Annotated in this window: 19 protein-coding genes; 12 read left to right on the top strand and 7 right to left on the bottom strand. The window is 71.1% G+C overall.

Annotated elements, in window-relative coordinates; all coding sequences use genetic code 11:
* Window positions 1-27: 27 nt before the first annotated feature.
* Entirely contained in the window at window positions 28-228 is a 201-nt protein-coding gene (locus NEH16_RS04360) for a type II toxin-antitoxin system VapB family antitoxin (protein WP_073965865.1), read from the top strand.
* Between the two features lie 14 nt (window positions 229-242).
* Here NEH16_RS04360 and NEH16_RS04355 read toward each other — a convergent pair whose 3' ends face one another.
* On the bottom strand, window positions 243-734 hold the full coding sequence (locus NEH16_RS04355) for an NUDIX domain-containing protein (protein ID WP_265539360.1): 492 nt from the start codon (window positions 732-734) through the stop codon (window positions 243-245).
* Window positions 735-860: 126 nt separating this feature from the next.
* Between NEH16_RS04355 and NEH16_RS04350 the strand changes: the two genes are divergently transcribed.
* The 6 genes from NEH16_RS04350 to NEH16_RS04325 all read left to right on the top strand — a co-directional run bounded on the left by NEH16_RS04350 (window position 861) and on the right by NEH16_RS04325 (window position 7017).
* A complete protein-coding gene (locus tag NEH16_RS04350; protein ID WP_265539358.1) occupies window positions 861-1976 on the top strand; it encodes a glycerate kinase in 1116 nt (371 codons plus the stop codon).
* A 252-nt stretch (window positions 1977-2228) separates the two neighbouring features.
* Window positions 2229-3029, top strand: coding sequence for an ABC transporter ATP-binding protein (locus tag NEH16_RS04345; RefSeq protein WP_265539356.1), 801 nt, complete (start codon window positions 2229-2231; stop codon window positions 3027-3029).
* Window positions 3017-3799, top strand: a complete 783-nt coding sequence (locus NEH16_RS04340; protein ID WP_265539354.1) for an ABC transporter ATP-binding protein — start codon at window positions 3017-3019, stop codon at window positions 3797-3799. The genes NEH16_RS04345 and NEH16_RS04340 overlap by 13 nt, the downstream gene beginning before the upstream one ends.
* Window positions 3796-4686 carry a branched-chain amino acid ABC transporter permease gene (locus NEH16_RS04335; protein WP_073965860.1) on the top strand — a complete coding sequence of 297 codons (891 nt, stop codon included), beginning with the start codon at window positions 3796-3798 and terminating at the stop codon, window positions 4684-4686. Before NEH16_RS04340 ends, NEH16_RS04335 begins: the two co-directional genes overlap by 4 nt.
* Entirely contained in the window at window positions 4679-5770 is a 1092-nt protein-coding gene (locus NEH16_RS04330) for a branched-chain amino acid ABC transporter permease (protein ID WP_073965859.1), read from the top strand. Before NEH16_RS04335 ends, NEH16_RS04330 begins: the two co-directional genes overlap by 8 nt.
* Window positions 5767-7017: an ABC transporter substrate-binding protein gene (locus tag NEH16_RS04325; protein ID WP_265539353.1), complete on the top strand. Its 1251-nt coding sequence runs from the start codon at window positions 5767-5769 to the stop codon at window positions 7015-7017. Before NEH16_RS04330 ends, NEH16_RS04325 begins: the two co-directional genes overlap by 4 nt.
* A gap of 77 nt (window positions 7018-7094) precedes the next feature.
* Here NEH16_RS04325 and NEH16_RS04320 read toward each other — a convergent pair whose 3' ends face one another.
* The 4 genes from NEH16_RS04320 to NEH16_RS04305 all read right to left on the bottom strand — a co-directional run bounded on the left by NEH16_RS04320 (window position 7095) and on the right by NEH16_RS04305 (window position 14857).
* The gene (locus NEH16_RS04320; protein WP_265539352.1) at window positions 7095-9461 is read right to left on the bottom strand and encodes a discoidin domain-containing protein; all 2367 of its coding nucleotides are present in this window, start codon (window positions 9459-9461) and stop codon (window positions 7095-7097) included.
* 214 nt (window positions 9462-9675) lie between these two features.
* Window positions 9676-11913 (bottom strand): CBM35 domain-containing protein, encoded by a 2238-nt coding sequence (locus NEH16_RS04315; RefSeq protein WP_265539350.1) that lies wholly within the window; start codon window positions 11911-11913, stop codon window positions 9676-9678.
* Entirely contained in the window at window positions 11913-13145 is a 1233-nt protein-coding gene (locus NEH16_RS04310; RefSeq protein ID WP_265539348.1) for a hypothetical protein, read from the bottom strand. Before NEH16_RS04310 ends, NEH16_RS04315 begins: the two co-directional genes overlap by 1 nt.
* Window positions 13146-13219: 74 nt before the next feature.
* Window positions 13220-14857 carry an endo-1,3-beta-xylanase gene (locus NEH16_RS04305; protein ID WP_265539346.1) on the bottom strand — a complete coding sequence of 546 codons (1638 nt, stop codon included), beginning with the start codon at window positions 14855-14857 and terminating at the stop codon, window positions 13220-13222.
* Between the two features lie 313 nt (window positions 14858-15170).
* On the opposite strand from NEH16_RS04305, the gene NEH16_RS04300 reads away from it, so the two are divergent.
* The 5 genes from NEH16_RS04300 to NEH16_RS04280 all read left to right on the top strand — a co-directional run bounded on the left by NEH16_RS04300 (window position 15171) and on the right by NEH16_RS04280 (window position 21235).
* Window positions 15171-16451 carry an extracellular solute-binding protein gene (locus NEH16_RS04300; RefSeq protein WP_265539344.1) on the top strand — a complete coding sequence of 427 codons (1281 nt, stop codon included), beginning with the start codon at window positions 15171-15173 and terminating at the stop codon, window positions 16449-16451.
* An 89-nt stretch (window positions 16452-16540) separates the two neighbouring features.
* Entirely contained in the window at window positions 16541-17491 is a 951-nt protein-coding gene (locus tag NEH16_RS04295) for a carbohydrate ABC transporter permease (protein ID WP_073965852.1), read from the top strand.
* A gap of 20 nt (window positions 17492-17511) precedes the next feature.
* Window positions 17512-18426, top strand: a complete 915-nt coding sequence (locus NEH16_RS04290; protein WP_073965851.1) for a carbohydrate ABC transporter permease — start codon at window positions 17512-17514, stop codon at window positions 18424-18426.
* A gap of 42 nt (window positions 18427-18468) precedes the next feature.
* Window positions 18469-20169, top strand: a complete 1701-nt coding sequence (locus tag NEH16_RS04285; protein ID WP_265539342.1) for a glycoside hydrolase family 43 protein — start codon at window positions 18469-18471, stop codon at window positions 20167-20169.
* A gap of 25 nt (window positions 20170-20194) precedes the next feature.
* Window positions 20195-21235 (top strand): LacI family DNA-binding transcriptional regulator, encoded by a 1041-nt coding sequence (locus NEH16_RS04280; RefSeq protein ID WP_073965849.1) that lies wholly within the window; start codon window positions 20195-20197, stop codon window positions 21233-21235.
* A 66-nt stretch (window positions 21236-21301) separates the two neighbouring features.
* On the opposite strand, the gene pssA is transcribed toward NEH16_RS04280, so the two are convergent.
* Window positions 21302-22156: a CDP-diacylglycerol--serine O-phosphatidyltransferase gene (gene pssA, locus NEH16_RS04275; protein WP_018100354.1), complete on the bottom strand. Its 855-nt coding sequence runs from the start codon at window positions 22154-22156 to the stop codon at window positions 21302-21304.
* The gene (locus tag NEH16_RS04270) at window positions 22143-22790 is read right to left on the bottom strand and encodes a phosphatidylserine decarboxylase (protein ID WP_018100353.1); all 648 of its coding nucleotides are present in this window, start codon (window positions 22788-22790) and stop codon (window positions 22143-22145) included. The genes pssA and NEH16_RS04270 overlap by 14 nt, the downstream gene beginning before the upstream one ends.
* Between the last annotated feature and the right edge of the window lie 24 nt (window positions 22791-22814).

Below are 22814 nucleotides of genomic sequence, written 5' to 3'. Positions count from 1 at the left end.
ACCGGGGCGCGGTGCTACCGTCGCGCCATGGCGAAGGTAGCGATCAGCCTCGACGCGGAACTCGTGGTCGAGGTCATGGTGCTCGCGGGGGTCGGCAACCCGCAGGACGCGGTCGAGCTCGTCGTACGCGACTACATCGCGCGCGGCCACCGCACGGAGGCCCGCGTCGCGGCACGCGAGGAGACCGCGCGCGACGACGAGACCAGGCCGCCGGAGACCCAGGGCTGACCGGGCGCCCCGCCTCAGCCGACGGGGCGCCCGTCCTCCAGCTCCACGGCGCCCGTGCCGGACTCCAGCGCCTTCAGCGCCGCGAGCGTCCGCCAGGCGCGCGCACCCTTCAGGTACTGGTCGATCTCCGCCGGCTCGACCAGCTTCCAGGACAGCAGCTCCGACTCCTGGAGCCGGATCGCCTTCAGCCGCTCCTCGTCCAGCACCCCGCCGTCGTACACGTACGCGACAATCGGCGGCCGGTCGCTGCCGCGCGCCCAGTCCACGACGAGGAGCCGGCCCGGCTCGATGTCGAGCCCGATCTCCTCCAGCGACTCACGGCGCGCGCCCTGGCGCGGCCCCTCCCCGTCGGCCGACTCGACCGTCCCGCCGGGCAGCGTCCACCCCTCCCGGTAGTTCGGCTCGACCAGCAGCACCCGGCCGCCCGCGTCCCGGAAGAGGCAGGCCGCGCCGACGAGCACCTTGGGAAGACCGGCGATATACGTGGCGTAGTCAGTAGTGGTCACACGGTCAGCCTAGGGGCACTTTGATCGATCGGACCATGGGCAGGGAGGGGGTGCGGCGGATAGGGTCGGGGCGGCGCGACTGCCTGTTCGAATGCAAAGGGAATCATGGTGACGGACGGAGCAGTGATGGAGACCGCACGCGTGCTCGTCGCGGCGGACAAGTTCAAGGGCTCGCTCACGGCCGTGCAGGTCGCGGAGCGGGTGACGGCCGGGCTGCGGCGCGTCGTTCCCGGTGTACGGGTGGAGACCCTGCCGGTCGCCGACGGCGGCGACGGCACGGTGGCGGCGGCGGTGGCCGCCGGCTTCGAGCGCCGCGAGGCGCGGGTGACCGGGCCCCTGGGCGACCCCGTCACCGCCGCCTACGCGGTGCGGGGGACCACCGCGGTGGTCGAGATGGCCGAGGCGTCCGGCCTCCAGCACCTGCCCGACGGCGTCTTCGCACCCCTCACGGCCACCACGTACGGCTCCGGGGAGCTGCTGCGCGCCGCGGTCGACGCGGGGGCCCGGACCATCGTGTTCGGCGTCGGCGGCAGCGCCACCACGGACGGCGGCGCGGGCATGCTCGTCGCGCTGGGCGCACGTCTCCTCGACGCGGACGGCAAGCCGGTCGGGCCGGGCGGCGGCGGTCTCGCGGACCTCGCCGAGGCGGACCTGTCCGGGCTCGATCCCCGGTTCGCCGACATCGACCTGGTCCTCGCCAGCGACGTCGACAACCCGTTGACGGGCCCGAAGGGCGCGCCGGAGGTCTACGGCCGGCAGAAGGGCGCGACCGAGGCGGACATCGCGACGCTCGACGCGGCCCTCGCGCACTACGCCTCGCTCCTCGGCCCCGAGCAGGCCGACCTCCCCGGCGCCGGAGCGGCCGGCGGCATCGGCTACGGGGCGCTCGTCGCCCTCGGCGCGCGCTTCCGCCCCGGCATCGAGGTCATGCTCGACGTCCTGGGCTTCGCGCCCGCGCTGGACCGGGCGACGTTCGTCATCACCGGCGAGGGCTCCCTCGACACCCAGACCCTCCACGGCAAGGCCCCGGCGGGCGTCGCGGCGGCGGCGCGGGCCGCCGGGGTCGACGTGGTGGCGGTGTGCGGCCGCCTGGCGCTGTCGCCGGAGGCGCTGGAGGGGGCGGGGATCCGGCGGGCGTACGCGCTGCTGGACCTGGAGCCGGATCCTGCGGTGTGCATGGCCGAGGCGGGGGCGCTCCTCGAGCGCGCGGCGGAGTCGATCGCCCGCGACTTCCTGGCCTGAACCGGGGGCTCTGCCCCCGGACCCCCGCTCCTCAATCGCCGGAGGGGCTTGACTGTGGCGCGGCGCTTTCCAGCCTCGCCGGCGTTTGAGGCGCGGGGTCCGGGGGCAGAGCCCCCGCCCTGTGCGCCCGCACAACCCCGCCCCGCCCCACCGGGGCACCCGCACCGCATCCCCCCACCCCCATGGACGCCCCCCTCCTCCCCCTGCTGACCTGTGGCAACACAGGAACCGCGGAAGGAGGAGGACACCCCCATGCCCACCCTGGAGATCCGCGCACTCTCCGCCGCCTACGGCCCCGTACGCTCACTGCGCGGCATCGACCTCGACGTCCCGCCCGGCACGATCACCGCCGTACTCGGCGGAAACGGCGCCGGGAAGACCACCCTGCTGCGCGCCGTCTCGCGGACCCTCGGCTTCCACGGCGGCACCGCCACCGGCACCGTCCGGTTCGACAGGCTCCCCCTGGAGCGGCTGCGGCCCGACCGGATCGTCGCCGCCGGGATCGTCCAAGTGCCCGAGGGCCGCCAGGTGTTCGCCCGAATGACGGTGGCGGACAACCTGCGCGCCGGAGCACTCGGCGCGCCGCGAGGCCGCAGGGCGGCGGCCCAGGCGCTGGGCCGCGTGCACGAGCTGTTCCCCGTACTCGCCCGCCGCGCCCACCAGAGCGCCGGGCTGCTGTCCGGCGGCGAGCAGCAGATGCTGGCCATGGGCCGCGCCCTGATGGCCGACCCCAGGCTGCTCCTCCTGGACGAACCCTCGCTCGGCCTCGCCCCGTTGATGGCGCAGCGCATCGCCGACACGGTCCGCGAGATCAACGCATCCGGCACCTCCGTCCTGCTCGTGGAGCAGAACGCCTCGATCGCCCTGCGCCTCGCCGCCACGGCGTACGTCCTGGAGGTCGGCGAGGTCACCCTGCACGGGCCCGCCGACGAACTGGCCGCCTCGGACGAGGTGCGCCGCCGCTATCTGGGCGTCGTGGACGAGGCGGCCGCCGCCGACGCGGACCGGGCGGCGGACACCCCCGTCCGCACCCTCGGCAGGTGGTCCGCGTGACCGCCCCCGCACAGCTCACCGTCAGGGACGTCACCGTCCGCTTCGCCGGGCTCACCGCCCTCGACGGCGTCTCGTTCACCGTCGAGCCGGGCAGCGTGCACGCCGTCATCGGGCCCAACGGCGCCGGCAAGTCGACCACCTTCAACGTGCTGTCGGGGGTCTGCCGGGCCGCCTCCGGGAGCGTCCGGCTCGGCGGGACCGAGCTGACCGGGCTCGCCCCGCACCGGATCGCCGCGCTGGGGGTGGCCCGCACCTTCCAGAACCTCGCGCTACCCCCGTACGCCACCGTCGCCGACACCCTCATGCTCGGCCGGCACCGGCTCACCCGGGCCGGATTCCTGGCCGCCGGGCTGCGGCTGCCGTCCGCTGCCCGGGAGGCCCGCGCGCACCGCGAACGGGTCCGCGAGATCGCGGAATTCATCGGCCTGGAAGGGGAATTGGACCGGCCCGCGAGCGCGCTTCCGTACGGGCAGCAGAAGCTGGTCGAGCTGGGCCGGGCGCTGTGCACGGAGCCGCAGGTGCTCCTCCTGGACGAACCCGTCGCCGGTATGACCGCCGACGAGCGCCGGCGTACGGCCGCCGTCGTGGCCGGGGTCCGCGACGGCCTCGGCATCTCGATCGTGCTGGTCGAGCACGACATGGGGGTGGTGATGCGGCTCGCGGACGCCGTGACCGTACTCGACTTCGGCCGCGGGATCGCCGACGGCAGCCCCGCCGAGGTCCAGAACGATCCCGCCGTCGTCCAGGCATATCTGGGAGCACCGCAATGACCACCTTCATCGAACTCCTCCTCGGCGGCCTGTCCATCGGCTCGGTCTACGCCCTGATCGCGCTCGGCTTCGTCGTCATCTTCAAGGCCACCGAGGTCGTCAACTTCGCCCACGCCTCCCTGCTGCTGGCGGGCGGTTACGTCACCGCCGTGCTCCACGACGACATCGGCTTCTGGCCCGCCCTCGCGGCCGGCATCGCGGGCGCGGCCGTCGTCGGCGCCGCCGTCGACTTCCTGGTGATGCGCCGCTACCGGGGCAGCGACCACAGCGTCCTCGCCATCGTCACCATCGGCGTCGACATCCTCCTGACCACCGAACTCACCCGGCGCATGGGCACGGAGGTGCTCGCGCTCGGTGACCCCTGGGGCAACCGGGTCCTCACCATCGGCGGGATCACCCTCGCCCAGACCCGGGTCGCCGCGTTCGTCGCCGCCGCCCTCCTCATCACCGTCTTCCTGCTCGCCTTCCGCTTCACCTCCTGGGGCGTCTCGATGCGCGCCGCCGCCGAGAACCCGCGCACCGCCGCGCTGATGGGCATCAGACTCGGCCGGGTCTCGCTCGCCGCGTGGGCGGTCGCCGGCGCGCTCGCCGCCGTCGCCGCGCTGTTCCTCACCGTCTTCCCGACGCCCGGCCTGGAACGGGCGACCTCGCTCGCCGCGCTCAAGGCGTTCCCCGCCGCCATCCTCGGCGGCCTCGACTCCACGACCGGGGCCCTCGCCGGGGGCCTGATCGTCGGGATCACCGAATCGCTCGCGACCGGCTACCAGAGCGATCTGTCGTTCCTCGGCCGGGGCATCGGCGACCTGGCCCCCTACCTGGTGATGGTGATCGTGCTGCTCGTACGCCCCGCCGGACTCCTCGGCACGAAGGAGCCGGCCCGTGTCTGAGACCGCCACCCCGTTCGCGTACACCGTCACCGCGCGGCTGCGCCGCCCCCGCACCTGGGCCTGGGCGGCGGGATCGGTGCTGCTGCTCGCCCTCCCCTTCTACCTGGACCGCTTCTGGCTCCAGGCCGGTCTGTTCGCGATGGCCGCCGCGATCGGCGCGATCGGGCTCAACCTGCTGACCGGGGCGACCGGCCAGCTGTCCATGGGCCACGCCTTCTTCCTCGCCGTGGGCGCGTACGGCTACTGCGTGCTGGCGGGGGAGGGCGGTACGGAGAACGGGCACACGCTGTCCGGGCTCGGCCTGCCCAGCTGGCTCGCCGCCGTGCTCGCCGTCCTGCTCGCCGGGGCCGCCGGGGGACTGTTCAGCCCGATCGCGGGGCGGCTGCGGGGCGCCTACCTCGGGATCGCCACCCTGGCGCTGATCTTCATCGGCCAGCATGTGCTGTTCAACGCCTCGTCCCTCACCGGCGGTTACAACGGCCGCCCGGTGCCGCCGCTGTCGCTCTTCGGCCTCACCTTCGACGACACCGAGACGGTGGTGGCCGCGGTGCCGTTCCAGTCCTCGGAGAAACTCTGGTACGCGGCGCTGCTCGCCCTGCTCCTCAGCGGCCTGTTCGCGCGGGGGGTGCTGCGCGGGCGGCCGGGCCGGGCGCTGAACGCCATCCGCGACCACCGCATCGCGGCCGGTGTGATGGGCGTCCCGGTGGCCCGTTACCGGGCCGGGGTCTTCGTCCTGTCCTCCATGTACGCCGGACTGGCCGGGGTGCTCCTGGCCCTGGTCTTCCAGCGGACGGTGCCCGAGTACTTCGGCATGGTCCTGTCCCTCGAATACCTCGCCATGATCGTGATCGGCGGGCTCGGCACCGTCGCGGGGGCGGTCGTCGGCGCGGCCTTCGTCTCGCTGCTGCCCCAGCTCCTCACCCACTACAGCGACGCCCTGCCGCTGGTCGCGGCCCCCGGCACGGGCGGCCTGGCACCGGGCGAGGCATCGCGCTACCTGTACGGCGCCGCGGTCGTCGCGGCGGTCCTGTTCCTGCCCGGCGGCCTGACACGCCCGAGGAAGAATCCAGGGGAGAAGAAATGAAACTGCGTGTGCTCGGGGCCGTGTGCGCGGCCCTCGCCCTCACCCTCACGGGATGCAGCGAGAAGGCCAAGTCATCCGACGGGGGAGAGGGCGCCGAGGGCGGGGTGAAGGCCGGCAAGGGCGTCACCGACTCGGTGATCGCGCTCGGCGCGCTCACCGACATGACCGGCGTCTACGCCTCGCTCGGCAAGAGCGTCACCCAGGCCCAGCGGCTCTGGGTGAAGCAGACCAACGCCGAGGGCGGCATCTGCGACCGAAAGATCGAGCTGACCGTGCGCGACCACGGCTACGACCCCCAGAAGGCGGTCGCCGGATACACCGAGCTGGAACCGAAGGTGCTGGGCTTCGTCCAGTTCATCGGCTCCCCGTTCGTCGGGGCGGTGGAACAGCGCGTCGACGGCCTGGACAAGGGCCTCGTCCTGCCGCAGGCGTGGTCCGCGAACCTGCTCGGTAGTAAGTACGTACGCATCATCGGCGCCACGTACGACGTCGAGACGATCAACGCGATCGACTACCTCCTCACGGAGAAGCGCATCGCCAAGGGCGACAAGATCGGCCATGTGTACTTCGAGGGCGACTACGGCGAGAACGCGCTCGCCGGATCGGAGTACGCGGCGAAGCAGGCGGGTCTCACCGTGGTGCAGCAGATGATCAAGCCCTCCGACGACGACATGACCGCCCAGGTCGCCGCCCTGAAGCAGGCGGGGGTCAAGGCCGTCGTCATCAGCGCGGGCCCCCGCCAGGCGGCCTCGTTCGTCGGGGTCGCCGCCGCCACCGGCCTCAAGGTCCCGGTCGTCGGCAACAACTCCGCGTACGCACCGCAGCTGCTGAAGACCCAGGCCGGCCCGGCCCTGATGCGGGACTACTACGTCGCCGCGTCCACCCTGCCCATCGGCGACCCGGGCAGCGGCCCGGCGAAGCTCGCGAAGGAGTACGCCGCCGCCTACCCGAAGGACGGCCTCGACAACGGCGTCATCGCCGGATACACGGCCGCCGACCTGTACGGCGAGGCCCTGAAGAAGGCGTGCGCCGCCAAGGACCTCACCCGCGAGGGCGTTGACAAGGCGCTGCTGACCATCTCCGGCTTCGGCACCGACTTCGGGGTCTCGCACGACTTCACCGACCCGGCGGCGCCCTCCACCAGGGAGAGCGTCATCATGAAGCCGGACGACAAGGTCCCCGGCGGCCTGAAGGTGGTCAGGCCCGCCGAGGCCGCGGCGGCCGCCAAGAGCTACGCCCTCAAGTAACGCTCCCCGCAAGGGAAATGCCCGGCGGGCGGCACGCGTCGCGCGTGCCGCCCGCCGGTGTCCCGAGTGTCGCCGGGTCAGCTGGTGTATGCCTCCAGTTCCGAGAGCTGCGCGGCCGGCCAGCCGGTGTTGGCGGTGAACGTCAGCCGCAGATAGCGGGCCGACGTGCCCGGCAGGGTGACCGTCGCCTGGTTGCCGCTCGACGGGTTGAAGGTGTAACCCGCCGAACTCTTGAGGGAGTTGTACGAGTTGTTGTCGGTGCTGCCCGACACGCTCAGGGTCTGGGTGCGGGTCGCCCAGGCGGACGCCGGGGGCAGCTTCAGGACGAGCCGCTTGACGGACTTGGCCGCCCCGAGGTCCACGGTGATCGTCTGCGGGAAGGCGTTGTTCCTGCTCTCCCAGTACGTGTTCGCGTTGCCGTCGACCGCGTTGGACGCGCCGTACACATCGGCGTGACCGGACTCGGTGACCGGGCGGCCCTGGGCGAGGTTGCCGGTCTCCTCGGGCGGATCGGTCGGGTCCGTCGGATCGGTCGGCGGGTCCGTGGGGTCGGTCGGGCCGGTGCCGCCGCCCGGGACACCGCCGTTGGTCCACACCGGGTCCGGCCAGACGCCGGTGCAGGCCGGAGGATCGGCGTACCAGCCGGAGTTCCCGGAGCCCCGGGTGATCTGGAAGCCGCTGCCGACGCAGTTGTGGATCGGGTTCGACTGCGCGATGTGCGTCGCCGTGACGTTGTCGAAGGTGGCCGTGCCGGGCGACTGGATCTGGAGCGCGTAGGTGCCGGCGCCGTCGATCTTGATGTTCTTGAAGTGCAGCCCGTTGGTCGCGCCCTCGATGAGGTGGATCGCGGCGTAGGAGCTGTCCAGGACCTCGCTGTCGGTGATGTTGATGTTGCCGTTGATCGGTTCGTTGAGCCCGCTGAACCAGATCGCGCCGACCCCGAAGTGCCAGTTGTAGTCGCTGTTCCCGGTCCGGATGAGGGTGTTGCGGGCGGCCGTGGTGGTGCCCGAAACAGCCGTCCCTTGGCCGGAGTTGACGCCGGGGTAGCGGTTGGCGATGTGCAGCCCGCCGCCGTTGCTGATGGTGTCCGCCATGACGTTGTCGGACAGGGTGATGTCCTTGCCGCCGTAGGTGACGATGTTGTTGGCGAGGATCGGCAGGATCACCGTGTTGAACGTGAACTTGTTCTTCACGTTCGGGACGTTCTCCGCCCACATCGCGAGCCCGTCGTCACCGGTGTTGCGGACGAAGGTGTTGGTGACCGTCGAGTTGGTGACGCCGTAGTGGAAGTTCACCCCGTCGGCGGTCTGGTCCAGGATGCGGCTGTTCTTGATGGTGAAGTTGTCCATCGGGCCGTCCATCCAGGCGCCGCACTTGGTGTGCTGCATCCAGACGTTGTCCACGGTCGAGTTGGACAGGGCGCCGCCGATGGCGTTGACCTGGTCGTTGTCGACGCGCTCCCGGATGTCACCGATGATGGCGAAGTCCTTGAGCGTGACGTTGCTGCTGCCGCCCTGACCGGCGTACTTGCCGTAGACGCCGACGGCCTTGCTCCGGTTCGAGGGGTCGCGCCCGGTCAGCACGGAGTACCAGGGCCCGGCGCCGCGCAGGGTCACCTTGTCCACGATGATGTGGTCGCGGACCTGGAACGTGCCCTGCGGGATGTACACCTCCTTGCCCTGCGCCCTGCCCGCGTCCACGGCCGCCTGGATCTTGGCGGTCGAGTCGGCGGCCCCCGTCGGGTCGGCCCCGAAGTCGGAGACGACGTCCAGCGCGCCCGAGGGCTTGGCGATGGGCGCGCCCACCTGCTCGAAGTCCGCGAGGTCGATGGTGAACGACGGTGAGGCGGCGGTGGAGGACACCTGGAGCCGGACCTTCGTACCGGTCGGCAGCGTCGACCCGAACATGGTCCGGGCCTCGTCGTAGAAGTGGTGCGGGTTGGTGTCGCCCGGGTTGTTGTTGAACGGGTAACCCCCGTAGTACCAGCCGTACTTGGAGGTCACCGGCACTGCCTTGGGCGAGGCCCCGTTCACGCGTACGTCGATCGAGGCGTCCCGGCCCGTCCCGGCGGAGTTGTCCGGCAGCGAGTACCGGAAGGACATCGCGTTGGCGGGGGCGGTGAGCGTGAACTCCACGTACTCGCCGACCGCGTCCAGGGTCACCGCCTGCCGGCCCGACGCCTCGGACGGCAGCGTGCCGTAGAGCCGGTTCGGACCGATCAGGGTGCCGTTGGTGGCCGCGTACTCGGCCTCCTGTTCCTTGAACGGGACGGTCGCGCCGCGCCCGGGTACGGAGAGCGGCGAGGGGGCGGGGACACCGGCGGCCTGGGCGGCCGGTGCGCCGGTCAGCACCACGGCGGCGGCGGTGCCGACCGCGGCGAGTGCCAGCGAGAGTGAAGCGGATATCGACCGCTTGAGCAGCGGTCGTCGGGGTGGGGAAGTCACGTCGAAGTCGTCCTTGCGGCTCGTGGGGGCTCTTCGGACGTCCCACAGGCTAGGAGCACCGCCGCAAGGAAGTCCACGACGGTGCGCAAGATTCTGCTTCGAGAACTAAAATTTGTGACTCAAACCTGAGAAGAATGCGTTGAGTGCGCCGGTTGGCGAGCATTCGGCGCACCCAACGCCTGTACTGCGCAAGCCACTTGCGAGTGCGACCGGGCTACTCCGTGCGCAGCGCCAGCCAGTCGAGTTCGGCGTAGCCCTCGCCCTTGGTCAGCCGGATGTGGTTCACCCCCTCGCGCAGCGTGAGCCGGACGGTGGCGGTGCCCTCGTCGGCGTCCTGCCGGGGGCCGCTGAGCCAGCCGCCCGTGGCGGGGTACGCGATGGTCCCGGCGGAGGCCCCGTTCACGGTCACGGTGTGCCCTGCGGTCCCGGACAGCCCGTTCGCGTAGCCGACGTCCACCAGGTACGACCCCGCCCGGGGCGCGTCCACCGCGAAGTCGACGGAGCTGGTGGCGCCGTCGATGCCGCCCACGTAGTCCGGGAACTCGTTCCACTGGAAGTGCCGGATGCCCGCCCCGCTCACCGCGGCCAGCTCCGCCTCGTACCGGTGGGTGTCCGGGCGTACGTCGATGAAGTCGAGTTCGGCGAAGCCGTCGCCCTTGGCCAGGGTGACCGTGTTGCGGCCCGCCTTGAGCGCGATCCGTTTCACCGCCGTGCCCATCGTGGCGTTCGCCCAGCCCCCGGTGGCCGGGTAGCTCACCGCGCCCTGTGCCTCGGAGTTGACCCGTACCTGGTGGGTGGAGGTCGCGGCGGTGCCGTTGGCGTAGCGCACCCGCAGCAGGTGGACACCGGCCTTCGCGGCGTCGACGGTGAAGGTGACCGAGCTGCCGGCGCCGTCGATCCCGCCGATGTACCCCCGCCCCGAGGCGAGGTTGGTGTCGCTGCCGGTGTGCGGGACGGTCCCGGACTGCACCGCGTCCTCCGCCTCGTACTTGCCCGGGTACGACGCCGCCTGACCCGCCGGCTCCACGACGATCCGGTAGCCGTCGAGGTGCTCCATCCCCCGGATGGGCACGGTGAGGTTGCCGCCCGAGTCGAGCGCGAGCACTTTGTCGTAGACGTTGTACGGGCCCGACTGCGGGTCGCCCGCGCGTTCGGCCCTGCGGTCGGTGGCCAGCGGGTCCGTGGTCCAGTCCGTCGTGTCGATCCGGACCCGCACCTGCGGGCCGAGGCCGCGCGCCGCGAGGCCCAGCACCCGCACGTCGATGTCGCCGTCGTCACCGCCCGCGAGGACCGTGACGGACCGGGACGCGGAGTCCCAGGACGCGACCGCGTCGGAGCCCTGGTAGTGCCGGGTGTCCCAGCGGCTGACGAAGAGCTGGTTGCCGCGCAGCTCGCGGAACCAGTTCATGAAGTACCAGCCGCCGTTGGGCTTCAAGCCGCCCGTGGTGCGGCGCAGGGTGTTCCCGAGCAGCCCGGGGTTGGTGTAGATCCCCATGGCCGCCGAGTCCACGCCGTACCGGGCGAACTCCGCCCAGTGCTTGACCATGGTCCCGGGCACACCCTCGAACTCGCCGTTCCCCGGCCCGTACTCCTCGATCATCACCGGGCGCGGGGAGATCCCCAACTCCCGCTCCAGCGGCCGGTAGTAGCGGGTCAGGGACTCGGGCACATCGCCCGGGCTCGGGCCCAGACTGTGCCAGCCGATGATGTCGGGCAGCGTGCCGGTGTTCTCCGCGTTGACCAGGAAGTCCCGCATGCGCGGCTGCCGGTCCGGCGACTCCCACGGGTTGTAGTGCTCGTAGTTGGGCCCCATGATCCTCACCGAGCCGTCGATGGCCCGGATGCGCCGGACGGTCTGCGTCCAGAGCCAGTTGACCTTGGCGTCGTAGGTGGCGCCGGGGACGCGCGGGTCGGTCATGAAGGGGCTGTCCGGCTGGGTGCCCAGCTTGTTGTCGGGCTCGTTCAGCGGGGCCACCGCGCTCAGCACGTCCTTGTACTTCTGGATCGACCGGGTGGCGCTGTCCACCTTGCCGTTCCAGTCGTCGATCCCCTTCCAGACGTACGGCCAGCCGCCCATCAGGTCGTTGTAGCGGCCGACCATCTTCACCCCGGTGCCCCGGAGCTTCGCCGCCACCGACTCCGTGGAGCTGGGGTAGGAGGTGTCACCGTCCATGCTCTGGTGCTGGGCGAGCAGCACCTGCGTGCCGTCGGCGAGCGCGGCCGGGGTGTTCGGTGTGGTCGTCACCCCGAACAGCGTGCCGAGTCCGGCCTTGGTGAGCGGCCCGGACTGCCGGCCGGTGTCCACGGTGATCACCTCGGGGGCCGCCGCGGCGGCCTGACCGGCAGCCGCGCTGTCCTGGCCGCCCGCCGAGATCAGCGAACCGGCCAGGACCGCGGTGACCACAAGGGCCGACGCGGCGGGCCGCCGGGCCGCGGATGCGGGGCGGCGCATCACCGGCACCGCGCGGTGAAGCCGTTGTCGGCGAGGCCCCGGCAGAAGGACGCCCTGGCGGCCGCGTAGTGGGACAGCCGGCCGTCCACGAACCAGGTGGTGTCGGGCGCGAAGTCGAAGCTGCCGTCGTCGATGCCGTCCCAGCCGTAACGGAAGTCCAGGTTGATGTAGACGACCGAGCGGATCACCCCGCGCAGGTCGTACTCGCCCGGCAGATTGGGGATCGGGCCCCGGTAGTTCATCAGCGAGAACAGCCGCTGTACCCAGCGGTCGCCCTGCACCTGCTCCATGCCGTCCGTGGCGCCGTTGTCGGCGGTGAAGTTCATCATGCCGGCCTCGGAGAGCACGACCGGTTTGCCGTGGTCCTTGGCGAACTTGACCAGTTTCAGGACGTTGGCGTCATGGTCGAAGTTCCGCCAGACCGCCGCCGGGTTGCCGTTCTGGTCGGTCCCGATGTACGCGTTGCGGCACTGGTTGGCGCCGACGTCGTAGTTCTGCGGCGGGGTGCCGTTGTACAGGTAGCCCCGGTCGTAGATCGGCAGGCACAGCTCGTGCGCGAAGATCGAGACCCCGACCCAGTCCACCGCCGCGTCCCCCGGATACAGCTGCTCGAACTCACCGCGCACAGGGTGGTAGACGAACGACAGGTTGTGCGCGGTGGAGTGCCCGTCCAGGTACGCGGCGAGCGTGTTGAAGGCGTTCTTGTACGAGGAGCAACTGGCGTCGGTGCAGTGGTAGAAGCTGCTCACCTCGTAGTCGAGCCGCAGCTTGAACGAGGCCGAGGGATGGGCGTTGGTGAACGCGAGCAGGCGGTCCAGCTGTGCGGTGTGCCCGCCGGCCGCGATCTCGGCGGTGACCGCCCGGGACCTGGCGGCCTTGGCGTTCTCGTCGCCGCCCTCGAAGCCGGGCGGGTTGTCCTTCCAGCTGATGCCGACCTGCACGGTCTTGCCCTGCGAGGCCAGCTCCTCCGCGAAGGCGCGGTGTTCGGCGTTGACCCAGTCACCGCTGCGCAGCTCGTAGTAGACCGAGCCGCCGTCGGCGCCCTGGGCGAAGGAGTTGAAGTCGTTCAGCGCGCCCCGGGTGGACTGGCCGAGCAGCAGCTCCGGCGCGGCCGGGTCCGTGGTGGAGGCGGTGGCGGTGGCGGTCTGGGCGGTGAGCAGGAGCAGCACGGCGGCCGTCCCGGCGGCGAGGGCGCGCCGGACGCGGCGGAGGCGTGGGGTGGTGTGCGGCATGGGTCTCCTCGGTGCGGGGTGGGGGAGAGGGGGTGCCGTGCGCGGCGGGACCGGCACGGCACCCCGGAGGAGGATCAGGGAGCGGTCCAGGTCATGACCGGGGTCGTGATCTGGCTGGTCTGCGTCGTGGGCTGGTAGTTGAAGGAGTACGTGAGCGTGGCGCCGTGCGGGACGGTGACGGGGATTTCCCAGCGGCCGGACGCCTGGTCGTAGGTGAGGAAGTAGTTCTGCGGGGCGCCGCCGTCGATGCGGTACTGCACGGTGACGAAGCTCGCCTCGAAGTTCTTCGTGGTGAACCGGATGGCGGTGGCCGGGCTGGTCACCACGGACTGCGTGTACGTGGGCTCCGTACCGCTCCCGCCGTCACCGGGGTCGGTGGGGTCCGTCGGGTCGGTCGGGTCGGTCGGGTCCGTGGGATCGGTGGGGTTCGTGGTGCCGGAGGACCCGGTCGACCACAGGGGCTTCTTGATCTCGGCGACGAAGTTGTTCAGCACCGTCGCGTTGGCCTGGACGCGTGAGTCGCCCCAGTTGCCGTTGGCGCAACCCGGACCGCCGGCCTGGGCGCCGGGGGAGCACTGCCACTGCGTCTGGGAGTCCCAATTGGTGTTGATGTACGCCGCCGCGCGGATGACGTCCTTGTTGGTGTTCACCCAGTCGAAGTAGCCGGCGTGCCAGCCGTCCCAGATGGCCTGGCCGCTCGCCGGGGCCGGGCTGTTGGTGAAGATGCAGCTGGTGCTGCCCGCCCCGGTCCTGGCACCCTGCGGCGCGGCCTCGGCGACCATGGCGGGCTTGCCGTGCGAGCGGGCGAAGTCCAGCACCCGGTTCTGCAAACCCACCGGATCGGTGTCGTGTGAGCCGCAGCCCCACTGGGTCCGCACGGAACGGGAGTTGTAGAAGGCCGAGAGGCCCACCCAGTCCACGTAGGCGTCACCGGGGTACCAGTTGTCGAAGTGCTTCGGGTCGGTGACGACGTAACCCCACTCCGGGTGGTCGGTGCTGGTGTTCACCGGCCATGCGGCGCTCTGCCAGACCGTCGCGACCCGCGAGGCGCCGAGCGCGTCGATGCGGCCCTTGATGTACCGGAAGGCGTCCTTGTAGAAGTCGGCGCTGTAGCAGTTCCACGGCCCGTCGAACTCGTAGCCGATGCGGAGCAGGATGTCCCGGTCGTAGCTCTTGAACCGGTTGATCATCTCGTCGACCTTGGCGCGGTACTGGGTGATCAGGTTCGGGCTGCCCGCCGTCACGTCGTCGTCGTTGCGGCCGATGATGGCGCGCAACGGCTGGTTGTTGCAGCCGGAGGTGGCGTCGGAGAGGTACAGCCCGACCGCCACGGCCGCACCCGGGTACTCGTTCATCGTCCGGGCGAAGTCGACCGTGCCCGCGCCCCAGTTCACCGGCCCGTTCATGCCGGCCAGCGGGGCGGGCGAGCCGCCGAGCACCAGGTTGGTGTACAGGGTGACGCCGCCCGGGGCCGGGGCGCCCAGCTCCTGGCGGCCGAGGACGTCGGTGCGGTAGTCGGACAGCGTGTCGCTGTCCTGGCCCATCACCATCATGACCTTGCCGTCGGCCGGCACACCGCGGCCCGACGGCGTGGACGCGGTGGCGGCCGATGCGGGGGCGCCGAGCCCGGCGAACGAGAGCAGGGCGGCGAGGGCCACGGCCCCTGTCCCTACTGCCCGCAGCAGTGGTCGGCGGTGCGTCGGGTGTCTCATGGCGGCTCCAGAGAAGGGGTGGGGTGTGCGGTGAGCGCTCGAATGATGGGGCCCCCGAGCGGGCGGAGCAAGGGCGTACGAAATTTTCGTTGACTGGTGCAGGTCAGCGCTGCCCCGCTACGAAACTTTGCCAAGTGGCCAGGATCCGCACGCCCGGTGTGCCCGAGTAGTGCACCTTCTGGGCCGACTTGGACGGCCGAAAAGCGCTTTACCGAAAAGGTATCCCGTAGATTTTCGCGAAACTCTTGACAGATGTTTCGCATCGCGGCGACCTTGGTGCGACTTCATCCCGCACCTGTCCCGGAGGACCGCCATGGGCCGTACGCGTGCCCGCAGAACCGCCGCCGCGCTCGCCGCCGCCATCTCCCTCGTCGCCCTGTCCGCCTGCGGCGCGGACAGCGGGGACGCCGACGGAAAGATCACCCTGACCGTCGCCACCTTCAGCGACTTCGGCTACAAGCCGCTGATCAAGGAGTACGAGAAGGCGCACCCCGACGTCGTCATCAAGGAGCGCATCTCCCAGTTCGACCAGCACCACAACCAGCTGTCCACCCAGATCGCCTCCGGCAGCGGCGCGGCCGACGTCGTCGCCATCGAGGAGGGCTACCTCCCCAAGTTCCGTGCGGTGAAGGACAAGTTCACCAACCTCGCCGACTACGGCGCCGACAAGCGCAAGAGCGAGTACCTGGACTGGAAGTGGGACCAGGGCACCCTCGGCGGCACCGACTTCGTGATGGGCTACGGCACCGACGTCGGGTCCCTCGCCATCTGCTACCGCAAGGACCTGTTCGCCCAGGCCGGGCTGCCCACGGACCGCGCGGAGGTGGCCAAGCTCTGGCCCACCTGGGACGCCTACTTCGCCACCGGCGAGACCTTCCGCGAGAAGGTCAAGGACAAGGCGTGGTTCGACAGTTCGGGCAACATCTTCACGGCGATGATGAACCAGACCCAGTACGGGTTCTTCGACGCCGAGGACAAGTACATCGGCGACACCAACCCCAAGGTGCACGAGTTCTTCGAGGCCACGGCGAAGGCGACCGCCGACCACCAGTCGGCCAACCTCCAGCCCTTCAGCCAGCAGTGGAACGCCGGCATCAAGCAGGGCCGCATGGCCACCATGACCTGCCCGGCCTGGATGACCGGCCAGATCAAGACCGCCGCCGGTGACGCCAACGCCGGCAAGTGGGACATCGCGGCCGTGCCCGGCGGCGGTGGCAACTGGGGCGGCTCCTTCCTCACCGTCCCCAAGCAGAGCAAGCATGTGAAGGAGGCCGCTGCCCTGGCCGACTTCCTGACCTCGGCCGCCTCCCAGAAGAAGATCTTCACCGGCCCCGTCGGCGCGCTGCCCTCCCTCGTGACGGTCCTGGACGACCCCGAGATCAAGGGCACCAAGCAGCCCTACTTCAGCGACGCGCCCACCGGCGAGATCTTCGTGTCCTCGGCGAAGAGCCTCGAGCCGAACTACCGCGGCACCAAGGACCAGCAGGTCCGCATCCCCTTCGGCAACGCCCTCCAGCTCGTGGAGCAGGGCAAGGCCGACCCGGACAAGGCATGGAACAAGGCGCTCGAAGAGGCGAAGAAGAACCTCCGCTGACCTGACGCGAGCGGCGGTGCCGGACCGAGTACCGGCACCGCCGCCGGGCTCCTCCACCCCAACCCCGACACACCACACGGAGTACGCGCATGGCGCTCCAGGCACGCATCCGCCCGGGCACCGGAAGGAGCGGACGCCGAGCCGGCCGGCTGCGGCCGGAGCGGCATCTGCTGCCCTACCTCTTCATCGCCCCCTTCTTCGTCGTCTTCGGCATCTTCGGGCTCTACCCGCTCCTCCAGACCTTCTGGGTCTCGCTCCACGACTGGGACCGCCTGGCCGGCCCCGGCCAGTGGACCGGCCTCGACAACTTCACCCGCCTCCTCGGCGACTCCGACTTCTACACCGCCACCTACAACACCTTCAGCATCTTCGTGCTCTCCACCGCCCCGCAGCTGGTGGCCGCCGTCGCGCTGGCCTGGCTGCTGGACCGCAAGCTCCGCGCGAGCAGCGTGTGGCGGGCCCTCGTCCTCGTCCCGCAGTACGTCTCCGTCGTCGCCGTCGCCCTCGTCTTCTCGCAGCTCTTCGGCCGCGACTTCGGCATCGTCAACTGGGCCCTCGAAGGACTCGGCATCATCAGCTCGCCCGTCGACTGGACCGCCGACACCTGGAGCTCGCACCTCGCGATCAGCTTCATGGTCATGTGGCGCTGGACCGGCTACAACGCCCTGATCTACCTCGCCGCGATGCAGGCCGTGCCGCGCGAGCTGTACGAGTCCGCGCAGATCGACGGCGCGGGGCGGCTGCGCACCTTCCTCAAGGTCACCCTCCCCGCCATCCGTCCGACCGTCGTGTTCACGGTGGTCATCTCTACCATCGGCGGACTCCAGCTCTTCGCCGAACCCTTCCTCTTCGACCAGCAGGGCAACGCCGAGGGCGGCGCCGAGCACCAGTTCCAGACCCTGACGCTGATGCTCTACAAGTACGGCTTCATCAACAACGACGCCGGATACGCCTCCGCCATCTCCTGGGTGCTCTTCCTCGTCATCGCGGTCGTCGCCGCGATCAACTTCCTGCTCGTACGCCGTTCCGACCGCGGCTGACCCGGTATCAGGAGAAACCCATGGCCGTCACCACACCCACCCGGGTCCCCGCACCCCGCAGCACCGAAGGACACGGCCGCCGCCGCAACCGGCCGCCCCGCACCGGCCCCCGCCGCCCGGACCGCCCCGGCGCCCTCGCGTACGGCGTGCTCGCCGCGATCACCGCCGCCTCGGTCTTCCCGCTCTACTGGAGCTTCGTCGTCGCCTCGCACGACGACAACTCGGTCCTCGCGGGCTCGACCCCGCCCCTGGTCCCCGGCGGACACCTCTTCGAGAACATCCAGCGCGTCTTCGAGCTCTCCGCCTTCTGGCAGGCCCTCGGCAACTCACTGATCGTCGCCTCGACCACCGCCGTCAGCAACGTACTGCTGTCCTCGCTGGCCGGCTTCGCCTTCGCCAAACTGCGCTTCCCGGGCCGCGGCTTCCTGCTGGTCTGCGTCGTCGTCACCGTCATGGTCCCGACCCAGCTCGGCATCATCCCGCTCTACATGCTCGTCACCGACATGGGTCTGTACGGGAAGCTCTCCGCGCTGATCGTCCCCGCCCTGGTCTCCGCGATCGGCGTGTTCTGGATGCGGCAGGCCGTCGAGGAGAACATCCCCGACGAGCTGATCGAGGCCGCCCGGATGGACGGCGCCGGCCTGCTGCGCACCTACTGGCACGTCGTGGTGCCCGGTGTACGCACCACCGCGACCGTGCTCGGGATGTTCACCTTCATGTTCGCCTGGAACGACTACTTCTGGCCGCTCATCGCGCTGCCGCCGGAGAACGGCACCGTGCAGATCGCGCTCAACCAACTCGCGGCCGGCTACTACACCGACTACACGCTCATGCTCGCGGGCGTCGTGGTGTCCGTCCTCCCGGTGCTGGTCGTCTTCACCGTCCTGGCCCGCCGCATCGTCTCGGGGGTGATGGCCGGCGCCGTCAAGGGCTGACCCGTGGCACACCCCCCTCCGCACCCACGTCTCAGGAGACACATGACCGCCGCGCCGAGCGTCCGCGCACCCGGCCCCACCGGCGACAGCGCCGGGGCCATCAACAACCCCGTGCTGCCCGGATTCCACCCCGACCCCTCGATCCTGCGGGTCGGCACCGACTACTACCTCGCCACCTCCACCTTCGAATGGCTCCCCGGAGTCACCCTCCACCACTCCCGCGACCTCGTGCACTGGCGGTCCCTCGGCGGTGTGCTGGACCAGGACCGGCTGGTCGAACTGACCGGCAGACCCGACTCCGGCGGAGTCTGGGCGCCCTGCCTCTCGTACACCGACGGGGAGTTCCACCTCGTCTACAGCGACGTCACCAACCTCTCCGGCGCGTTCAAGGACGTGCGCAACCAGGTGATCACCGCCCCCACCCCGCAGGGTCCCTGGTCCGACCCGGTGCCGTTCCCCTCGCACGGCTTCGACCCCTCGCTCTTCCACGACGACGGGCCCGGCGGCGACGGGCGCAGCTGGGCCCTGTGGATGGAATGGGACCACCGGCCGGGCCGCCACCCCTTCGGCGGGATCCTGCTCCAGGAATGGGACCGCGCCGCCCGCCGCGTCACCGGCCCGGTCCACCGCATCTTCACCGGCACCGGACTCGCCCACACCGAGGGCCCCCACCTCTACCACCGCGACGGCCGGTACTACCTGGTCACCGCCGAGGGCGGCACCGGCTGGAACCACGCCGTCACCGTCGCCCGCGCCCCCCGCCCCGAAGGCCCCTACGAGACCGACCCGGCCGGGCCCCTGCTCACCTCCGCCGGAGACGCGGACCACCCGCTCCAGAAGGCGGGGCACGGCAGCCTGGTCGCCACGCCCGCCGGGGAGTGGTTCCTCGCCCACCTCGTCGCCCGGCCGCTCACCCCGCGCGGCGCCTGCGTCATGGGCCGGGAGACCGCGATCCAGCGCATCGAGTGGACGCCCGACGGCTGGCCCCGGCTGGCCGACGCCCCCGGCGAGGACCCCGCCGCACCCCGGACCACCGTGCCCGGCCCCGCCCTGCCCCCGGCGCCCTTCCCGGACCCGCCCGCCCGCGACGACTTCGACGCACCGGACCTCGGCCCCCTCTGGTCCACCCTGCGCCGGCACCCCGCCCCGGACTGGCTGAGCCTCACCGAGCGCCCGGGCCACCTCCGGCTGCGCGGCGCCCAGTCGCTCGGCTCCACCCACCACCAGTCCCTGGTCGCCCGCCGCCAGCAGTCACCCGGGCTCACCTTCACCACCGCGATGAGCGCCGAGCCCCGCTCACCGCTCCAGATGTCGGGGCTCGTCCACTACTACAACTCGACGCTCTGGCACTACCTCCACCTCACCTGGGACGAGGAGCTGGGCCGCGTCCTCCGCCTCGGCGTCTGCGACCACGGGGCGTACCGCGAACCCTGCGCGCCCCTGCCCGTCGGCGACGGCCCCCTGGAGCTGCGCCTCACCGTACGGGGCGAGCGCGCCCTGTTCTCCGTACGACAGGAAGGCCAGGACGGCTGGCAGCCGGTCGGGCCCGAGCTGGACACCAGCCCGCTCTCCGACGAGAACGCCACCCAGGGCGACCCGGACACCGGTCACTTCCGCACCTGGGGTTTCACCGGCGCGTTCATCGGCCTGTGCGCCCAGGACCTCACCGGCGCGGCGGCACCCGCCGACTTCGACTGGACCGAATACCGGGCCGATACCCTTCCCGGAGCGGCAGCACAGTGACCACACGCAGAAACGGATGGCAAGGATGACGACGGAGACCACCGGCACCCCGGGCAAGGTCACCCTGAACACGATCGCCTCGGTGGCCGGTGTCTCCGTCTCCACGGTCTCCAAGGTGCTCAACGACCGCTCCGACGTCTCCGCCGAGACCAAGGAGCGCGTCGAGTCCGTCATGGACGACCTCGGCTACGAGCGGCGCCCCGCCCGCCGCCGGGGCAGCGTGGTCGACCTGGTCCTCAACGAGCTCGACAGCCTCTGGTCCGTCGAGATCATCCGGGGCGTGGACGAGGTCCTGGCCGAGGCGGGCGCCAGCATGGTGCTCTCCGCGGTCCACGGCCGCAGCGCCGACACCCGGGAGTGGCTGGACCAGCTCGCCGCGCGCCGCAGCAGCGGGGCGATCCTCGTCGTCTCCGACCTCACCTCGCAGCAGCGCAGACGGCTCACCGCGATGGATATCCCCTTCGTCCTGGTCGACCCGGTGGGCAACGTCGACGCGCTGGTCCCCACCGTCGGCGCCACCAACTGGGCCGGCGCCGTCAGCGCCACCGAGCACCTGATCGAGCTGGGCCACACCCGGATCGCCCACCTCGCCGGGCCCCGGCAGCTGCTGTGCAGCCGGGCCCGCGCCGACGGCTTCCGGGCGGCCATGGAACGCGCCGAGCTGCCCGTACCGGAGGGCTGGGTCTCGCACGGCGAGTTCAACGACCGCTCGGGCCGGCAGGAGATGGCCCGGCTGCTCGACGGGGCCGCGGAGCGCGGTGAGGAGCCGCCCACCGCGGTCTTCGCCGCCAGCGACCTCCAGGCCCTCGGCGCCTTCGAGGTGCTGCGCGCCCGGGGTCTGGAGATCCCGGCGGACATGAGCGTGGTCGGCTTCGACGACCTGCCCGTGGCGCGCTGGACCCACCCCGCCCTGACGACCGTGCGCCAGCCCCTGCTGGACATGGCCTCCATGGCGGCGACCACGCTGCTCCGGATCATCGACGGCGAACAGGTCGACACCCTGCGCCTGGAACTCTCGACCCGCCTGGAGGTACGCGGCTCCACCGCCGCGCCCCGTACCGCCTGAGGGACCACGCAGAAGGGCCCGGATGCCTTGCCGGCATCCGGGCCCTCGTGTCGTTCGTACCAGCCGCTACGGCAGCTGCGCCGCGCGTGCCTCGCGGCGGTTGTCGCGGAAGGTGTTCACCCGGCGGGCGGTCGCGAAGAGCGGGATGACCGCACCCAGGACCACCTGGAGCGCGCAGCCGGTCTGGAGGAGCAGCTGACCGCCGGGCGCGTCCAGCGCCCAGGCCGCCAGCAGCCCCATCGCGGCCACGATCCAGCCGAGCATCGCCACCGCGAGGACACCCCGCGGCTTCGGGTACTCGACCCGGCTGACCATCAGCCACGCCACACCGATGATCGCGAGCAGCGTCGGGACGAAGGGCAGCTCGAGCAGCACGATCGAGATGACCGTGAGCGCTCCGAAGGGGCTCGGCATGCCCTGGAACATGCCGTCCTTCAAGGTCACGCAGGAGAACCGCGCGAGTCTGAGCACCACGGCGAGCAGCACCACGATCGCCGCGAGCGCCGAGACCCGCTGGTGTGCGTCGTCCGCGACCATGCCGTACACGAGGACGAAGTACGCCGGGGCGAGCCCGAAGCTGATGAGGTCCGAGAGGTTGTCCAGCTCGGCGCCCATCGGCGAGGAACGCAGCTTGCGGGCCACGAGCCCGTCGAACAGGTCGAAGATCGCCGCCATGAGCATGAGGATCACGGCGGTGGCGGCGGAGTGCCGCGCCATGCCGCTCTCGTCGCTGCCCGTGAGGTGCGGGATCAGGATGCCCGTGGTGGTGAAGTACACCGCCATGAACCCGCACGTCGCGTTACCGAGGGTGAGGGTGTCCGCTATCGACAGCCGCAGCGAGAGCGGCATGTCGTCGGCGTCGTCCTCCGCCTCGGCCTCCGGGACCCAGCCGGCCTGTGTGTCGGGATCAATCACGGTCAATGCGAGTCACCCCCGCGGTGGTGGCCTGGCCGACCTCGACCGCGACGTCCACACCTTCCGGGAGGTAGATGTCGACGCGGGAGCCGAAGCGGATCAGCCCGATGCGCTCACCCTGCTCCACCTTCGTGCCCTGCGGGATGTAGGGCACGATGCGCCGGGCCACCGCGCCGGCGATCTGCACCATCTCGATGTCACCCAGCTCGGTGTCGAAGTGCCAGACGACGCGCTCGTTGTTCTCGCTCTCCTTGTTGAAGGCGGGAACGAAGCCACCGGGTACGTGCTCCACCGACGTCACCGTGCCGGCCAGCGGGGCGCGGTTCACATGGACGTTCAGCGGGCTCATGAAGATCGCGACGCGGGTGCGCCCGTCCTTCCACGGCATGATGCTCTGCACCACGCCGTCGGCCGGTGAGATGACGCGCCCCCGGGTGATCTCGCGCTCCGGGTCCCGGAAGAACCAGAGCATGCCCGCCGCGAGCGCGGTGGTGGGCACGGCCACGGCCGCCCAGCGCCCGGACCGGCGGGCGCGGGTCAGGCTGAGGGCGGCGGTGGCGACGGTCGGCAGGAGCCACGGCGAAGCTCCGCGTGCGATGCGGACCCGGCCGCGTGAGGCAGAGGTATGGCTGTCGGGCATGGATGACCTTCGTAGCGGATTGAG

Origin of the sequence: Streptomyces drozdowiczii (assembly GCF_026167665.1) — a bacterium.
GTDB classification, from domain to species: domain Bacteria; phylum Actinomycetota; class Actinomycetes; order Streptomycetales; family Streptomycetaceae; genus Streptomyces; species Streptomyces drozdowiczii_A.
Note: the sequence above shows the minus strand (reverse complement) of the source record. Positions and strands in the feature narration are given on the sequence as shown.

Bases quoted from the DNA above. Each gene is read 5' to 3' on its own strand.
- NEH16_RS04360 (WP_073965865.1), top strand. From the start codon at position 28: ATGGCGAAGGTAGCGATCAGCCTCGACGCGGAACTCGTGGTCGAGGTC.
- NEH16_RS04350 (WP_265539358.1), top strand. From the start codon at position 861: ATGGAGACCGCACGCGTGCTCGTCGCGGCGGACAAGTTCAAGGGCTCG.
- NEH16_RS04345 (WP_265539356.1), top strand. From the start codon at position 2,229: ATGCCCACCCTGGAGATCCGCGCACTCTCCGCCGCCTACGGCCCCGTA.
- NEH16_RS04335 (WP_073965860.1), top strand. From the start codon at position 3,796: ATGACCACCTTCATCGAACTCCTCCTCGGCGGCCTGTCCATCGGCTCG.
- NEH16_RS04325 (WP_265539353.1), top strand. From the start codon at position 5,767: ATGAAACTGCGTGTGCTCGGGGCCGTGTGCGCGGCCCTCGCCCTCACC.
- NEH16_RS04315 (WP_265539350.1), bottom strand. From the start codon at position 11,913: ATGCGCCGCCCCGCATCCGCGGCCCGGCGGCCCGCCGCGTCGGCCCTT.
- NEH16_RS04310 (WP_265539348.1), bottom strand. From the start codon at position 13,145: ATGCCGCACACCACCCCACGCCTCCGCCGCGTCCGGCGCGCCCTCGCC.
- NEH16_RS04305 (WP_265539346.1), bottom strand. From the start codon at position 14,857: ATGAGACACCCGACGCACCGCCGACCACTGCTGCGGGCAGTAGGGACA.
- NEH16_RS04300 (WP_265539344.1), top strand. From the start codon at position 15,171: ATGGGCCGTACGCGTGCCCGCAGAACCGCCGCCGCGCTCGCCGCCGCC.
- NEH16_RS04295 (WP_073965852.1), top strand. From the start codon at position 16,541: ATGGCGCTCCAGGCACGCATCCGCCCGGGCACCGGAAGGAGCGGACGC.
- NEH16_RS04290 (WP_073965851.1), top strand. From the start codon at position 17,512: ATGGCCGTCACCACACCCACCCGGGTCCCCGCACCCCGCAGCACCGAA.
- NEH16_RS04285 (WP_265539342.1), top strand. From the start codon at position 18,469: ATGACCGCCGCGCCGAGCGTCCGCGCACCCGGCCCCACCGGCGACAGC.
- NEH16_RS04280 (WP_073965849.1), top strand. From the start codon at position 20,195: ATGACGACGGAGACCACCGGCACCCCGGGCAAGGTCACCCTGAACACG.
- NEH16_RS04270 (WP_018100353.1), bottom strand. From the start codon at position 22,790: ATGCCCGACAGCCATACCTCTGCCTCACGCGGCCGGGTCCGCATCGCA.